Origin of the sequence: Larkinella humicola, from assembly GCF_008727875.1 — a bacterium.
GTDB lineage: Bacteria > Bacteroidota > Bacteroidia > Cytophagales > Spirosomataceae > Larkinella > Larkinella humicola.
The window spans coordinates 1037602-1052864 of the sequence record NZ_VTWS01000002.1 but is presented as its reverse complement, the minus strand read 5'-3'; the positions used below and the strand labels follow the sequence as shown (position 1 = coordinate 1052864).

Sequence of the window (15263 nt, the reverse complement as noted above, 5' to 3'; positions counted from 1 at the left end):
ATTGACGCTCAAAAATATCTCCTATGCCAAGTCCGCAGGACTTGAGTGTGGATAACCCCGGATGCAATCCGGGGTTGGTCGGATCAGGTGTCTAGCGGGATCGGGTGTCTGGGAGGTCGGGCTGGGTGCCCCGGATTGCATCCGGGGTTATCCAGAGTCAACCCTTGCAGGGTTGTAGCGTCTCGGCGTAGTAAGCATTGACGCTCAAAAATATCTCCTATGCCAAGTCCGCAGGACTTGAGTGTGGATAATCCCGGATGCAATTTGGGGTTGGTCGGATCGGGTGTCTGGCGGGATCAGGCGTCTGGGAGGTCGGGCAGGTGCCCCGGATTGCATCCGGGTTATCCAGAGTCAACCCTTGCAGGGTTGTGCGGGTGTAGGAGTCTATAGTTTCAGCCGGACGCCCGCTTTGCCCAGCATTCGGGTAATCCAGACAGACAGCAGCGCAAACAGGAAGGATTTCAACAGGCCGATGCCGCCGGTTAGCAAAACGTCCGGCAGGCGGATTCCCAGGAAAGCCGTGGTGGCGTAGGCAAAATACGGAATCAGGTAGCAGAGCAGCGTGTCCGTTCCGGCGGGTTTGATAAACTGGAACCATTGGCTTTTTCCTTTTACGTCGGCAATCCAGTAAATGGCCGTGAACGCCAGAATCGTAAAAGCACTGCACAGAAACAGCCAGGCCGGCGTGGCATCCAGCTTCGACAGGCCCCAGTAGGGCCGGGTGATGACGGACAGGCCGGTTAGCAAAACCGCCGTTCCCAGAAAAACAAGAGTCATCCGCCGGTTGTCATCCTGTTTGCGGTAATACTGAAACAAGGTCGCGATCACCACCCCGCCCATGCTCAGACCCGCCAGCGTGCCGCCCCGAATGGCCGCCGGAATGAAGTCGATGGCGCTGGGCAAGCGATCTGCCAGCGACAGCATACTCAGCAATGCAAAACCGCACCAGGCTGCCAGGAGTACGAAAAACCGGTTTCGGGCAAACACCGTGACGAGCGCAGCCGCCAGATACGACCAGCCGATCAGCCCCAGAATACCCCACCAATGCGGCTCAAAACGGGTGATTTTTTCGGCATCACCACCCCGATACAGGACGGCCAAGACCAGCAGGATCAGCAAACCGACGGTTTTCAAGCCTGTACTGAGCCACTTCGGAGCTGATTTTGGGTATGAATTCCACACCAGAATAAACGACGTACAGCACAACACATTCCACAAAAGCCGGGGCAGGCCCGTTGCGGTTTCGTTGATGGATTCGCCGTTGACCAGAAAAACACCCATCGTCAAGAGTGCCACCGACCGCAGCAGAACGTGCCCGACGAGTTGAAGATCCGTGTCGCCTTTTTTTCGCCGGTTATCGATCGCGAAGGGGAGCGACATGCCGACAATGAACAGAAAAGCCGGGAAAACGACGTCGGCCAGTCCGATGCCGTCGGCGCCGGGCGGCACGTGTTCGAGCCAGGCCGGAATGCCGGTTAACGACCAGAGGTCATTGACGAAAATCATGAGCACCATCGTCAGCGCGCGCAGAATATCGATGGCTCCGACCCGCGCCGGATTCAGAACGGTTTGGGTGGTTTGCGAAGAAAGGGTTGCGGTTTTGTTCATGGTTATTACGGATGGGAACACGGATCAGGCGGATTGAACGGATTAAAAACGGATTTTAATTCGAATCTGTATAAATCCGCTCTATCCGTGTTCCCATCCAATAGTGTTCGTGAACTTTCATCACGTCCCAACGCCCACCGTCAAATGTACACGCATTCGCGGGTTGGACGAAACAAAAACGGGGGAAAATGCAGTTCGAAATTTTATTCCGAAAAAAGGAGTATTGGCCGTACACACTTGCATCTTTACATACAAATAGCAAAGTATTACTGTTTTGTATGCAAGATTATCGGAATTTCGAGCCTGAAGAATTAGCTATTGATCCGTCTTTTCAACGTTGGAAATTGCTGGACGATCCTGCCGATCGTGATTTTTGGAAAGAATGGTTGGTTCAAAATCCTGATAAAGAGGAGCTTGTCGATAAGGCTTACCAGTTGTTGAGTACCCTGAATGACGTCTATACCCGGTTTCCGGGCGAGCGGGCAACGGTTTCGGACCGGGAAGTACAGAACGAAATCCAGCGGCTGAGTCAAGCCATCGATAGCCACGAAAAACCGTCGGTTCGCTGGTACCGCTCGGAGTGGGTGCGGTATGGCATGGCGGCCAGTATCGTTCTCATGCTGGGCCTGTTCTGGCAGTATGGAATCCGCCCGACGGAACCGAAAAGTGGTAACGTTACCTACGACGAACTGGTGGCGCAGGTGTCGAATCCGCTTCGGGAAGTCGTCAACACGACCAACGCATCACGTCAGGTTCAGTTGCCGGATGGAAGTACCCTCGTATTAAAACCGAAAAGCCGGGTGAGTTATCCCGATCCGTTTCCCGGAACGACCCGCGAGGTTTACCTCGTTGGGGAGGCTTTTTTTCAGGTTCATAAAGACCCGAACAAACCGTTTTATGTCTACGCCAATGGGCTGGTCACGAAAGTGCTGGGGACGAGTTTTACGGTGCAGACCTTCGAAGATAACAAGCAGGTTAAAGTGGTGGTTAAAACCGGAAAAGTATCCGTTTTTGCCGGCAATCAGGCTACGGTAACCCAGCAGAAAGAAGATTATAAATTGGGTGGAATCGTCCTGACGCCCAACCAGCAGATCGTCTTTACGCCAACCGACACCCGGATTGTCAAGAGCCTGGTGGCCGAACCGGCTTTGCTGGAAAAACCGGTTCAGAAGCAGCCGTTTAGTTTCAGACGAACCCCCATTGCCGAAGTGTTTGCCACCCTCGAAAAAGCGTATGGCATCCGCATTGTGTTTGACGAAGAAATCATGAAATCGTGTTACCTGACGGCTTCGCTGGAAGACGAACCGCTCTTCGAAAAGCTGGACTTAATTTGTAACACGATCAACGCCCGCTACGAACAACTGGACGCCCATATTATCATCAACAGCAAGGGGTGTGAATCGCTCTGAAAATGGCTGATACATTTTCGGTCAAACACTGGCACGATAGGGAAAAAATTGGTTGATTTACTTAAATTTTTTAGTATTCATTAATCTATTCTTCAATTTTCTAATGAAACCACAACGCCGATCCATCTTAAAACGACTCTTTGCCTCCATTGCCGGTGTCACTGGCCTGGGTGTCGCTACCACCGCGGCTAAAGCCGAAGCCGCTCCCGAAAAGGAAGTTTTCAACGTGGTTACCGAACAGGATATACCGCTATTTTCAGGTTCTACTAAGTTTGGCAATCTGGTTTTTGTGGCGGGGAAAGGCTACCACAAAGAAGGAGATATTAAAGTGCATACCGACGAGGTACTGAAAGAATTGGAAAGAGAACTGATCAAGGCCGGTTCGTCGATGGAGAAAGTGTTGAAAGTGAATGTGTATCTGCACGATCTGAACGACTGGAAGGCCATGAGTGACGTCTACAAAGGCCGGTTTGGCAGCAAGCCGCCGGTACGGACTACGGTGGCGACGTACGGCGGTGTTCCCGGCGCTTCGCTCGTCGAAATGGACTGCATCGCTTACATTTAATTGGCGCCTACCGCTCTCTCCAGTCGGCGGGGGCGGTAGGCCGTTTCCCCACTTTTTTTGCCAACCCATCCCATGATCAGTAGAAGAACCATCCTCAAACGACTGTCGGCCATGCCGCTTTTAGGCGGTATTCTTGGAAGTGCCGCCCCCTTGTCATCGGCTGTGGCCGCCACGGCGCTCGCTCCCCGTAATCTGGTGAAAGAACTGGGTATCAGAACATTCATCAATGCCGCCGGAACCTATACGGCCATGACGGGCTCGCTGATGCAGGATGAAGTCATGGAAACCATTCAGGCGGCTTCCAAAGAATTTATGATGCTCGACGATGTGCAAACCAAAGTCGGGGAAAAAATTGCGGCCATTGTCCACGCCGAATCGGCGGTCGTAACGGCGGGTTGTTTCTCGGCCATGACGCTCGGTCTGGCGGGCGTGCTGACCGGCATGGACCAGAAAAAAGTGGAAGCCCTGCCGCAACTGGAAGGCACCGGCATGAAATCCGAAGTGATCGTTCAGAAGGGTCACAACGTCGGCTATTCGCACGCCTTGACCAATACCGGCTGCAAGATGGTTTTTGTCGAAACGCCCGAAGAAGTTGAAAAGGCGATTAACGAAAAAACCGCTCTGATGTGGTTTCTGCACATCCAGTCGGATCAGGGCAAAATCATGCACCAGGAGTGGGTGAATCTGGCCAAAAAACACAACATTCCGACCATGATCGACATTGCCGCCGATGTGCCGCCGGTCGAAAACCTGTGGAAATTCCACGAAATGGGCTTCGATCTGGTGTGTGTGTCGGGCGGAAAAGCCATGCGCGGCCCGCAAAGTGCCGGTATTTTGATGGGCAAAAAACACCTTATTGCGGCCGCCCGACTGAGCATGCCACCCCGGGGTTCGACCATCGGACGCGGCATGAAAGTGAACAAGGAGGAGATCCTGGGCATGTATGTCGCCCTGGAGAAATTCGTGGGTCAGGATCAGCAGAAAGAGTGGAAAATGTGGGAAGACCGCGTCGCCCACATTGCCGATGCCGTGAAAAAAGTCAATGGCGTAACGACCGAAACCTTTCGGCCCGAACTCGGCAATCACACGCCGACGCTGCGGATCAAGTGGGAACCAGCCAAGATCAACCTGACCCCCAAAGCCTTGCAGGAAGCTTTGCGCAACGGCGATCCGTCCATTGAAATCGTGGGCGAACAGGGTGGTATTAGCCTGACCACCTGGATGTTGAAACCCGGTCAGGAGAAAATCGTTGCGACCCGCCTGAAAGAAGAACTCGCCAAAGCTGCGGTCTGATTTTTCCGGTTATTGTTCCCTAAACCCATGCGAAAACTTTCCTTTTTACTGGCCGTACTCGGTCTGATCAGCGGTTCGGTTGACGCCCAAACCTACAGCCTCGTCATCAAAGGCGGGCAGGTCATCGATCCGAAAAACAACCTCAACGCGGTGATGGATATTGCCATCACCGACGGCAAAATCGTTCAGGTTGCCAAAACCATCGACGCGAGCCAGGCCAAACAGGTCGTCAATGCCAAAGGTATGTACGTCACGCCCGGTATCATCGACATTCACGGCCACGTTTTTTACGGCACCGAACCCAATCACTACCTCAGCAACGGCCTGACGGCGGTTTCGCCCGACGGTTTTACGTTCCGCGTCGGCGTCACCACCATCGTCGATGCGGGCGGTGCGGGCTGGCAGTCGTTTCCGGCGTTCAAAAAGAACATCATCTTCTCGTCCAAAACGCGGGTTTTGTCGCTGCTCAACATCGTGGGCGAAGGCATGCGGGGCGGTGACTGGGAGCAGGACACCACCGACATGGATCCTAAAATGGCGGCTGCGATGGCCCTCGGCAATCCGAACGATGTGGTCGGTTTCAAAGTGGCACACTACATGGGCGGCAGTTGGGCACCCGTCGATCGGGCCGTTCAGGCCGGAAAACTGGCGAACATGCCGGTGATGATCGACTTCGGCCGACACGATCCCCCGCTTTCGCTCGAAGAACTGTTCATGAAACACCTCCGCCCCGGCGATATTTTTACGCACACCTACACCTTGCTGGAAGACAATGTGCGGGAAACGATTGTGGACGAAGCCAGCGGAAAAGTAAAACCGTTTGTCTGGGAAGCCCGCAAGAAAGGCATTGTTTTCGACGTGGGTTACGGTGGGGCGAGCTTCAATTATTCGCAGGCCATTCCGGCGGTTAAGGCCGGTTTTTATCCGACCACGATCAGCACCGATTTGCACACCGGCAGCATGAACGGTTCGATGAAAGACATCCTGAGCATCATGTCCAAATTTGTCGGCATGGGCGTTCCGGTGGCGGATGTTATCAAAGCCAGTACGTGGACTCCGGCGCAGGTGATCAAACGCGAAATGTTGGGGCACCTTTCAGTGGGAGCCATCGCCGACGTCGCTATCCTGACCATGCGCGAAGGTAATTTCGGCTTCTACGACAAAACCGGGTACCGGGTGGAAGGCAAGAAAAAATTCGAGTGCGAAATGACCATCAAAGGCGGCAAAATTGTGTATGACCTCAATGGGATCGCCAACCCGCTGGTGGTGAACTAAAAATGAATCTGACTAATCCTATTCTCTGAAACTTCTGAATGTCAAGACTCTATACCCGTAGCCTTTTTCTGGCTTTACTTGCTGTGGTCGGTTTTGTCCGGCCTGAAACGAATACCAGCCTTCCGGTTCAGACGGCGGAAAACGGCGGGCTTTTCCTGCCGGAAGGATTCGAAGCCACGGTCGTTGTCGATAGTCTGGCGGGTCGCGCGCGGCACCTCGCCGTCAACGACAACGGTGATATTTACGTGAAAGCACGGTTTGCGCGGGACAAGGACGAATCGGTGATTGCCTTGCGGGATACCAACGGCGATGGCCGGGCGGACATCATCAAACGCTTCGGCGGTCTGTCGCGCGAACGGGCGTACGGCACGGCGATGCGGATTCACAACGGCTACCTCTATTTCAGCTCCGAACTGATCGTGTACCGCTACAAACTGACCCCCGGCAAACTGATTCCCGAAGGCCCGGTGGAAATTATTCTGACCGACGACCACGCCCACGGCATGCACGAGCACATTACCAAACCGGTAGCTTTTGACAACAAAGGCTATATGTATGTGCCGTTCGGAGCCGGTTCCAATGCCTGTCAGGAGAAAAATCGCATTCCGAGTTCGCCGGGTCTGAATCCCTGTGGCCTGCTCGCCGACCACGGCGGCATCTGGCGGTTCGACGCCAACAAAGTGGGGCAGACCCAGAAAGACGGGAAGCTCTTTGCCACCGGGCTGCGGAGTATCGTTGCGCTGGACTGGAATCCGGTCGATCAAACGTTGTATACGGTCGGGCATGGTCGGGATGATTTTCTGATGTTGTGGTCCCATTTGTATTCGCCCTGGGAAAGCGCGGTGCTGCCCGCCGAGGAATTTTTGCGGGTGAAAGAAGGAATGGATGCGGGCTGGCCGTATTATTATTACGACCAGGAAAAGAAGAAAAAACTCCTCAATCCGGAATACGGCGGAGATGGTAAAAAAGCCGGGAAAGGGGCTGAGTATGAGCAGCCCATCATCGGTTTTCCGGCCCACTGGGCACCGAACGATCTGGTGTTCTACCAAGGCACCGGAGCCTCGAACGGTTTTCCGGAACACTACAAAAACGGCGCCTTCATTGCGTTTCACGGTTCGACCAACCGCGCACCGTATCCACAGGCGGGGTATTTCATCGGGTTCGTCCCCGACAAAAACGGCTCGCCGTCGACCGATTGGGAAATATTCGCCGACGGGTTTGCCGGGGTCGATCCGATTGTCAACGTGAGCGATGCGGTGTATCGTCCGATGGGCATTGCGATGGGGCCGGACGGTTCGCTATACATTGCCGAGACCGAAAAAGGGAAAATCTGGAAGGTGACCTACAAGGGCGATAAGAGCAAGTTTGGTTCGGCGCAACTGGCGCAGATGGAAAAACGCAAGTCGATGTCGCACATCCGGACGCCGGATAAAGTAAACGACAACCTGGACAAAGACAAGCCGGTTCTGGGGAGCAAAGTCTACGGCGTCTATTGTGCCGCCTGCCACCAGCGCAACGGCCGGGGCGATTCGCAGCGGTTTCCGCCCCTGGCCGATTCGGAATGGGTACTGGGCGACAAAACCCGCCTGATCGAAGTGCTGTTGAAAGGGCTGGAAGGGCCGATTGAAGTGAAGGGCCAGTCGTACAACAACGTGATGCCCCAGCACGATTTTCTGAAAGACGAAGACATTTCCGAAGTGCTGACGTTTGTCCGCCAAAGCTTTGGCAATTCGGCCAGCGCGGTTTCCGCCGATGAGGTGAAAGCCGTTCGGAAGTCGATTAAGAAAAAGAAATAACCGATTATCAAAAAAATAGCCCACGGTTTTAACCGTGGGATTATGTCGAAAAACGCTGTCTCACACAAACCGTTTTAACGGTTTCGAAGACCAAAACCGTTAAAACGGTTTCAACAATGCCCGGTATCCGTTCAAACCCCCGGTTAAAACCGGGGGCTAATACATGGGTCATCCCTCCGGGATTATCAAATCCAACAATCCCGGAGGGATGACCCGTTTTGTAACGGTGGGTTTTAACCCGCCGAACGAGGTGAAGATCGAATGCAACAAAATCCCGTCGGGATGAATCATTTTGTAGCGGTTCAATTTCAATACAACAATGCGATTTTTTAAAGGATTCATCATTGGTTTTTTATCCCTGGGTTTGATCGGTGTTATGGGGTTTACGGATGATCGAAAAACCGATGACCCCAAGCAGGAGAAATGGAAAGCTCCAACCTGGGCCGATACGTTGAAAAGCCACTTCCCGACCGAGCCGTTGACGCTTGAACAGGGCGAAGAATTATTCATGGAATATTGTTCGTCGTGCCACGGCGAAGCGGGCTACGGCGATGGCGCTGCGGGCCGGGCGTTGGGGGCCAAACCGGCCAACTTCCACGACCCGGAAGTGACGAAACAAACCGATGGGGCGCTGTTCTGGAAACTGTCGACCGGTCGCGGAAATATGCCGCCGTTCAAGGATGTTTTTTCGGAAGAACAGCGGTGGCAACTGGTCAGCTACCTTCGTAAATTAACCAAAAAGAATACCGACACGAAATGAGGGCGTTCAACGCATTTTTGAGAAAAATAAACCTGCTGACGGCTGTTGTGCTCTGCCCGGTTCTGCTCCACGCACAAGACCCCGATGCCAAAGCACCCATCCCGCCGACAGCCCTGCGCCCGGACATCAAGGTGGAGCATTTCATGACCGTCGGCCCGGAAGCCGTGCGGCTGATTCAGCATCCGGGGACGGGCGATATCTATTATACGACCTTTACCGGGGATGTGTTTCGGGTGAAGCTGAACGGCCAGCCGCCGGTGGCCGAGAAGGTTTTTTCGGCCGAAGACCACGGCATTACGCGCTTGCAGGGGGCGGCTTTTCTGAAAAATACGTTGTTTCTGGCGGGCAACATCAGCGTCAACGACAACAAGGGAACCAAGGGCCGGATGGTGCGCTACGACCTGGCGTCGGGCGAAAAACCGGAACTGACCGTCGTGTTCAATACCGTTGAATACGGTACCAACAAAACCACCTTCGACCACGGCTGGAATGCCTTGGAAATCAGTCCGGATCAGAAATACATCTACGTCAATACCGGTGCGCGAACCGACCACGGCGAGGTGCAGGACAACGGCGGAGTTTATCCAAATGCGCGGGATAATGCGTTGACGGCCAAGATATTCCGCTTTCCGGTCGATGCGAAAAACCTGGAGCTGCCGAACGACGAAGCCAAACTGAAAGCCGATGGCTACATCTACGCGGAAGGCATCCGGAATGCCTACGACATGGCGTTCGATGGCGACGGGAGGCTGTTTGCGGTTTCCAATTCCGGCGATTACGACCACGCCGAAGACATGTTCTGGGTCCAGAAAGGGCATCACTACGGTTTTCCGTGGGTCATGGGCGGCATCGACAATCCGCAGCAGAACCCCGACTGGCAACCCGATCCGGAGAAAGATCCGTTCCTGAGCAAGTTCGCCCACGCCTGGCTGATGCGGTATTTCCGGAATGATCCCGAGTTTCCGAAAAAACCGGCGGGCGTCAAGTTTACCGGGCCGGTTTTGAACATGGGGCCCGATGCCAATGAATACCGCGACCGGGCGACCGGCGTCGTCATGGATGGCGATACGACGGGCGTTCCGGTTGGCACGTTCAACGCGCACAGCTCGCCCCTGGCCTTGTTTTTCGATACCCGGAACGTGCTGGCGGATGACCTAAAAGGCGACGGTTTTGTGATTCGGTATTCCGGACCACGACGCAATTCGACAGCGATCAACCCGCTGAAAAAACAGGGCCGGGACCTGTTGCATCTTGATTTAACGTACAACAAAACCACCGACAATTATTCCGTTAAAACCACCCGACTGGTCGACGGTTTCACGGAGCCAACCGACGCTTTGCTGGTCGGCAACACCGTCTATGTGATCGAATACGGCGGCAAGGGCGGCAACCTCTGGAAAATTACTTTACCCGCCGATCCGAAAGCGGCCAAGAAACAGCGTAAGAAATCCAAATTAACCGATTAACGACACACGGATGTTAAGCAGAAGAAAACTCATTAAACGCCTGTCGACTGTCCCGCTGTTGGGCGGGCTGGTAGGCGGTTTTTCAGTACCGGCCGAAGCCGGTACTGTGGCGGCTCCCAAGCGGGATTTATTCAAGGAATTTGGGGTTCGGACATTCATCAATGCCGCCGGAACGCTGACCTACATGACGGGTTCTTTGATGCACGACGAAGTGCTGGAAGCGATTAATTATGCCTCGAAAGAGTTCTGTTTGCTGGACGAATTGCAGGATAAAGTCGGGGAGAAGATTGCCAAAATGGTGCATTCTGAAGCTGCGGTAGTAACTTCTGGTGCCTTTTCCGGGATGACCCTGGGACTGGCCGGCATTCTAACCGGAACCGATCAAAAGAAAGTGGAAGCGTTGCCGCATCTGGAAGGCACCGGCATGAAATCCGAAGTGATTTGCCAGAAAGGACACGACATTGTGTATAACCACGCGCTGACCAACACCGGCTGTAAAATGGTGATGGTCGAAACCGTCGAGGATGTGGAAAAAGCGATCAACGAAAAAACCGCCTTGATGCACTTTCTGCACATCCAGTCGGACAAAGGTAAAATCATGCACGAAGAGTGGGTGGCGCTGGGCAAAAAACACAACATTCCGACCTCCATCGACATTGCCGCCGACGTGCCGCCAACCGAAAACCTCTGGAAATTCAACGACATGGGGTTCAGTTTTGTGGTGGTTTCGGGCGGAAAAGCCATGCGCGGACCCCAGAGTGCGGGTTTGCTGATGGGCAAAAAAGACATCATTGCAGCCGCCCGGATGCACATGCCCCCTCGTGGGTTCAACATCGGTCGCGGGATGAAAGTGAACAAGGAAGAGATTCTGGGCATGTACGTCGCGCTGGAGAAATTCATCACGCAGGATTACACCAAACTCTGGAAGTCGTGGGAAGATGGCGTTGCGCACGTTGAAAATACCGTCAAAACCATCAACGGCGTCAAAACCGAGGTGCGCGTGAATCCGCTGGGCAACCACACGCCCTCGCTCCGCATCTCCTGGGACCCGGCGGTGGTGAAAGTGACCGGAAAACAGGTGCAGGAAGCCCTGCGGAACGGCGATCCATCCATCGAAGTCGGGGGTGGTGGCCCCAGCAGCATCGGCGTGACGGTCTGGATGATGAAACCGGGACAGGAAAAAATCGTGGCGAAACGAATCAAGGAAGAGCTTTCGAAGGCGGTTTGAGAAAAAACGCCCCTAAATCCCCTAAAAGGTACTTGGACGCGGCTTAATCCGGATGCTGTCGCGTCCGTGCCCCTTTAGGGGGCTGGAGCAAAAGCGAATTCCTATAATCAATAACCTGAACTCTATGAAAAAATTAACATTTTTCATTCTTGCGGCTTTTGTCGCCTTCGGCAATCTCGCCTGGGCGCAACCCTATCACGTCGTGATCAAAGGCGGTCACGTCATCGATCCGAAAAACAACATCAACGGGATCATGGATGTAGCCATTCTGGACGGCAAAATCGCGAAGGTGGCGAAAAACATCGACGCGACGGGCGCCCGGCAGGTGGTGAAGGCCAAAGGATTGTACGTAACGCCCGGCATCATCGACATCCATACGCACGTGTTCTTTGGAACGAACATGGACCAGACCTACAGCAACGGACCGAATGCCTTGCCGCCCGATGGCTTTACGTTTCGGAACGGCGTGACGACCATTGTCGATGCGGGTTGCTCGGGCTGGCGGGATTTTGAAGCGTTTAAGAAACAGACCATCGATGCGTCGCAAACGCGGGTGCTGGCGTTGCTCAACATTGTCGGCAGCGGGATGCGGGGCGGAAAATTCGAGCAGAACATCGACGACATGGACGCCAAAGCAACGGCGGAAATGGCCCAGAAATATCCTGATCTGGTCGTTGGTGTGAAACTGGCGCACTTCAACGGCCACGACTGGACGCCCACCGACCGTGCCGTGGAGGCCGGAAAGCTGGCGAACAAGCCAGTGATGATCGATTTCGGTGGCAGCAAACCGACGCTTTCCATTGAAGAATTATTCCTGAGACGGCTGCGTCCGGGTGACATTTTTACCCACTGTTTCGGCCAACTGGCTACCCGCGAGCCGATTCTGGACGTGGCGACTAACAAAGTAAAACCGTTCGTTTGGGAAGCGCAGAAGAAAGGCGTCATTTTTGACGTGGGCTACGGCGGGATTAGTTTCGCGTTCTCTCAAGCCATTCCGGCGCTGAAAAGCGGTTTTTTTCCGAACACCATCAGCACCGATATTCATACCGGCAGCATGAACAACGCGATGAAAGACATGCTGAATGTGATGTCGAAATTCATGGCGATGGGCATGGATTTGCCGGCGGTCATCAAAGCCAGCACGTGGAGTCCGGCGCTGGCCATCAAGCGGCCCGAACTGGGCAGCCTGACCGAAGGCTCGGAAGCGGATGTGGCCATTCTGGATTTGCAGGACGGAAAATTTGCCGTTCGGGATACCGGTTATTTCGGTTTCTTCGATTACACCGGCCACAAAATTGAGGGAAAACAGAAGCTGATCTGCGAAATGACCATCCGCAAAGGCCGGATCGTCTACGACCTGAACGGCATCGCCGATCCGATTGTGGTTCGTCCGCGGGCGCAGTGACGGTATTCGGTTTACAGTTTTCGGTTTCCGGTGGGCTGACGCATTCACTGGGGCTACTCAAAATGGCAAATCTTGATCAGCGGAGTTAGCCTAAATGCGCTATCAGAAACGCGTCAGCCCACCGGAAACAGAAAACCGTAAACCGAATACCGAATACTGTTATATTTGGGGGTAATTCCTAAACCTTCTGAAAATAGTATCATGCATAAACTGATTTTGGGTCTGGCGGGCGTCTGCCTGCTGGTAGCACTGGGGTTGATGGTCAGCGGAAATCTTCCGCTGGCGGGGCCGTTTCTGATTGCTTTCTTTCTCGCGGTCGCCATCGGGTTTCGGGGGTTCGAAAACCTGAAGGGGTTTTCCTATACGGTTATGATTTTTGCCGCCGTCACCACGGCCTTGTTTTATCCCACGTATTTTGTTTCCTACAACGGCTTTAAATTCAGTACGTTAATTACGCCCCTGATCCAGCTCATCATGTTTGGAATGGGAACGTCGATGAGTCTCGATGATTTTGTCGGCGTGGTCAAAATGCCGCGCGGGGTGTTGATCGGCGTCGTTAGCCACTTCATCATCATGCCGACCATCGGTTACACGCTGGCGAGTATCAGCGGTTTGCCGCCCGAAATTGCCGCCGGTATCATCCTGATCGGCTGCTCGCCCAACGGCATGGCTTCCAACGTGATCTCGTATTTAGCCAAAGCCAATCTGGCGTTGTCGATCACGATTACGGCCATTTCCACCATGCTGGCTCCCTTCGTAACGCCCCTGCTGATGCGGACGCTGGCGGGTGCTTTCGTCGAAATCGACACGCTGGCGATGATGTGGGACATTACGAAAATGGTAATTCTGCCGATTGGTGCGGGCTTGCTGTTCAACAAGTTTTTGAGCGGGAAAGCCAAATGGCTGGACGATGCCATGCCGTATGTGTCGATGTTTGGCATCACGTTTATCATTGTGATCATTACCTCGGCGGGTCGCAACAGCCTGCTGTCGATCGGCCCCATTCTGCTGGGACTGGTTCTGATTCACAATTTGTCCGGTTATTTTCTGGGCTACTGGTCGGGCCGGTTGTTCCGCATGAGCGAGCGCGACTGCCGAACCATCGCCATCGAGGTCGGGATGCAAAACGGCGGTCTGGCGTCGGGGATTGCCAACCAGATGGGGAAAATGGCCACCGTTGGTTTGGCTCCGGCTATTTTTGGCCCGCTGATGAACATTACCGGTTCCATTCTGGCGTCGTGGTGGCACCGCCGGATGCCAAAAGAAGAACGCGATGCTCCGCAGGAAGTGGTGCACGGCCACCGGAGTTTGTAGTCACCCCGGAGGAGTTTTCTGTTAATAGAAATTCATTTTTTGGGTCTGAATAAGCTCCGGTGGAGCTTATTCAACATAAAATACGAGGTCGCCCCGCTGGGGCTTGACGTTTTTGTCTGGTTATTTTTCTATTCACAGGCCGCTCCTCCGGAGCCAAATGACGCTGTGGGGATTATAAACCTTGAATCAATAACTTTCAAAATGAATCGAATGCCCTTCAAAAAAATATCACTCGTTGTTGCCGCGCTGACTGGCGCGGGTTTACTTCTGATTTCAGCCATGCCGAATACCGCTGAGGAATTATTCAAATCGACGGTTTTTACGCCCGTCAACGGGTTTACGTCCGGCGTCGAAGGTCCGGCAGTGGATAAATCGGGAACGGTTTACGCCGTCAACTTTGGCAAACAGGGCACGATCGGGCAGGTGACGTCAACGGGTGACGCCAGCGTGTTTATCGAACTGCCCGAAGGCAGCATTGGCAACGGCATCCGGTTCAACAAAAAAGGCGATATGTTCATTGCCGATTATCCCAAACACAACATTCTGAAAGTGGCCGCAGGCACAAAAAACCTGAGCGTTTTTGCCCACGAACCGCGCATGAACCAGCCCAACGACATCGCCATCGACGGCAAAGACCGCTTGTATGCGAGTGACCCAAGCTGGAAAAACAATACCGGCAACCTCTGGCGCATTGATACCGACGGCAAGGTGACGTTGCTCGAAGAAAACATGGGTACCACCAACGGCGTTGAAGTAAGTCCGGATGACAAACACCTGTACGTCAACGAGTCGAACCAGCGGAAAGTCTGGATTTACGACCTGTCCGCCGATGGGAAGATCAGCAACAAACGCCTGCTGATCGAGTTTCCGGACTTCGGCATGGACGGTATGCGCTGCGACGCCGACGGCAATCTCTACCTCACCCGATTTGGTAAAGGGACCATTGCCAAGGTGGCCCCGAGCGGCAAGGTGATTCAGGAAATCACCTTGGTGGGTAAACGCCCCACGAACATCTGTTTCGGTGGAAAAGACGGCCGCACGGCCTACGTTACGCTGCAGGACCAGGGCAATCTGGAAAGCTTCCGGGTCGATAAACCGGGCCGGGAATGGGCCATGCGGAAGAAATAACCGGTTTTTCGGCGGT

13 protein-coding genes are annotated in these 15263 nt (G+C 53.9%); 12 read left to right on the top strand and 1 reads right to left on the bottom strand.

Features of this window, described 5'->3' with window-relative positions; genetic code table 11:
* Positions 1-384: 384 nt before the first annotated feature.
* Entirely contained in the window at positions 385-1608 is a 1224-nt protein-coding gene (locus F0P93_RS12220) for a DUF5009 domain-containing protein (RefSeq protein ID WP_150876664.1), read from the bottom strand.
* 278 nt (positions 1609-1886) lie between these two features.
* On the opposite strand from F0P93_RS12220, the gene F0P93_RS12215 reads away from it, so the two are divergent.
* The 12 genes from F0P93_RS12215 to F0P93_RS12165 all read left to right on the top strand — a co-directional run bounded on the left by F0P93_RS12215 (position 1887) and on the right by F0P93_RS12165 (position 15247).
* Positions 1887-3017, top strand: a complete 1131-nt coding sequence (locus F0P93_RS12215) for a FecR family protein (RefSeq protein WP_150876663.1) — start codon at positions 1887-1889, stop codon at positions 3015-3017.
* Positions 3018-3120: 103 nt separating this feature from the next.
* Entirely contained in the window at positions 3121-3582 is a 462-nt protein-coding gene (locus tag F0P93_RS12210; protein ID WP_150876662.1) for a RidA family protein, read from the top strand.
* A 72-nt stretch (positions 3583-3654) separates the two neighbouring features.
* Complete coding sequence (locus F0P93_RS12205) at positions 3655-4875, top strand: aminotransferase class V-fold PLP-dependent enzyme (protein WP_150876661.1); 1221 nt, start codon at positions 3655-3657, stop codon at positions 4873-4875.
* Positions 4876-4902: 27 nt separating this feature from the next.
* Positions 4903-6150 carry an amidohydrolase/deacetylase family metallohydrolase gene (locus F0P93_RS12200; RefSeq protein WP_150876660.1) on the top strand — a complete coding sequence of 416 codons (1248 nt, stop codon included), beginning with the start codon at positions 4903-4905 and terminating at the stop codon, positions 6148-6150.
* Positions 6151-6188: 38 nt separating this feature from the next.
* Positions 6189-7946 (top strand): PQQ-dependent sugar dehydrogenase, encoded by a 1758-nt coding sequence (locus F0P93_RS12195; RefSeq protein ID WP_150876659.1) that lies wholly within the window; start codon positions 6189-6191, stop codon positions 7944-7946.
* Positions 7947-8109: 163 nt separating this feature from the next.
* Positions 8110-8232 carry a hypothetical protein gene (locus F0P93_RS31895; RefSeq protein ID WP_255472091.1) on the top strand — a complete coding sequence of 41 codons (123 nt, stop codon included), beginning with the start codon at positions 8110-8112 and terminating at the stop codon, positions 8230-8232.
* A 33-nt stretch (positions 8233-8265) separates the two neighbouring features.
* Positions 8266-8706 carry a c-type cytochrome gene (locus F0P93_RS12190; RefSeq protein WP_150876658.1) on the top strand — a complete coding sequence of 147 codons (441 nt, stop codon included), beginning with the start codon at positions 8266-8268 and terminating at the stop codon, positions 8704-8706.
* 17 nt (positions 8707-8723) lie between these two features.
* Positions 8724-10172: a PQQ-dependent sugar dehydrogenase gene (locus tag F0P93_RS12185; RefSeq protein WP_225309463.1), complete on the top strand. Its 1449-nt coding sequence runs from the start codon at positions 8724-8726 to the stop codon at positions 10170-10172.
* 10 nt (positions 10173-10182) lie between these two features.
* Positions 10183-11400, top strand: a complete 1218-nt coding sequence (locus F0P93_RS12180; RefSeq protein WP_150876656.1) for an aminotransferase class V-fold PLP-dependent enzyme — start codon at positions 10183-10185, stop codon at positions 11398-11400.
* 124 nt (positions 11401-11524) lie between these two features.
* A complete protein-coding gene (locus F0P93_RS12175; protein ID WP_150876655.1) occupies positions 11525-12805 on the top strand; it encodes an amidohydrolase/deacetylase family metallohydrolase in 1281 nt (426 codons plus the stop codon).
* Positions 12806-13006: 201 nt separating this feature from the next.
* Positions 13007-14119 (top strand): bile acid:sodium symporter family protein, encoded by a 1113-nt coding sequence (locus F0P93_RS12170; protein WP_150876654.1) that lies wholly within the window; start codon positions 13007-13009, stop codon positions 14117-14119.
* Positions 14120-14329: 210 nt separating this feature from the next.
* On the top strand, positions 14330-15247 hold the full coding sequence (locus tag F0P93_RS12165; protein WP_150876653.1) for an SMP-30/gluconolactonase/LRE family protein: 918 nt from the start codon (positions 14330-14332) through the stop codon (positions 15245-15247).
* Positions 15248-15263: the final 16 nt, after the last annotated feature.